Origin of the sequence: Microbispora sp. NPDC046933 (assembly GCF_040644635.1) — a bacterium.
Taxonomy (GTDB): Bacteria; Actinomycetota; Actinomycetes; order Streptosporangiales; family Streptosporangiaceae; genus Microbispora.
Genome location: NZ_JBEYWW010000123.1, coordinates 1 through 1,257, shown reverse-complemented (window position 1 = coordinate 1,257; position 1,257 = coordinate 1). Strand labels below are relative to the sequence as shown.

The following is a 1,257-nucleotide window of genomic DNA, read 5'->3' as shown; positions in this document are numbered from 1 at the left end:
CGGGTAATTAAATAAACAATTTATTTGTTTATTTAATTAATTGTTTATTTATTTATGTTATAATAGATATAGGGTAGATTGTAAAATTAATCCGAACGCTGTTCGGATAAAAAGATCAGCTTCCTTTAAAATGGTGTTTACCACAAACCCATCTTTTAGGAGCTGATCTTTTGTATAGTATAGTATAACCTATTCCGAACGAATTAAAATCGAAACCTTTTGTGAACTAGGGCTATCCAATATCCAAATGGGCGTTCAGCTGAACCGATCACCGTCAACAATTTCTTATGAATTATCTCGATGTCAACCTTATCAGGCTGAATTAGCACAAACAGATGCCGAATACAAGCGATCACGATGTGGTCGGAAAACTATGCTGAGCGATGAGTTAAAGCAAAAAATTCTCAACCATTTACGTCTAAGCTGGTCACCAGGAATGATTGCTCACGAATTTAAACTAGCTACTAAATCTATTTATAATTGGCTAAATCAGGGGAGAATTGGTTTCTCCTTGAATGATCTACCTGAACATGGCGTAACGTTGACCAACGATCCAAATATAATCAATCTTTAGGGCGATCAATTGAACAGCGTCCAATGATGATTAATCAACGTAATCGCATCGGCGATTTTGAACTAGATACAGTCGTTGGTCCTCGTGGGCATAGTAAGGCAGTTTTATTAACTTTAATCGATCGCAAATCACGGTTCCTTTGGGCATACTGGTTAAAAGATCGGACGACAGCGACTGTTAATGAAGCACTAACTAAGTTCCTAACCACTTTTAATGGTCCGGTGCACAGCTTTACTGTGGACTGTGGCACTGAGTTTAGTGGGCTAGTATCACTTGAATCACAATATGGTATTAAGACCTATTACTGCCATGCTTATACTCCAGCTGAACGTGGTAGTAATGAACGCTTTAATCGGAATATACGTTATTTTTATCCTAAATGGACTCGTTTTGAGCACATTAGTGCTCAAAATTTAACGACGACGTTACTCCAAATTAACCAGCGACCGCTTAAAATACTCGACTGGCAAACACCGTATCAGGTTATGCTGACAAATTTGTCCAAAAATTCGGATTAAATTTGCAATCTACCAAATAAGGAGATAAAAATGTTTAGATTACCAACGTTGGCAAAATTAGTTATTGTGAATACAGGATACAGAATTTTTAAAGTTTATATGAGGATTACAAATAAGACTCCTAAGGTAATAAATGGTGATGATACTGTAAAGTATATCGTAACT

The 1,257-nt window shown here is 36.4% G+C and carries 1 pseudogene; it reads left to right on the top strand.

Annotated features, from left to right (window positions below):
• The first annotated feature begins 184 nt into the window (after window positions 1-184).
• A pseudogene (locus ABZ857_RS44280) lies at window positions 185-1,092 on the top strand (IS30 family transposase).
• Window positions 1,093-1,257: the final 165 nt, after the last annotated feature.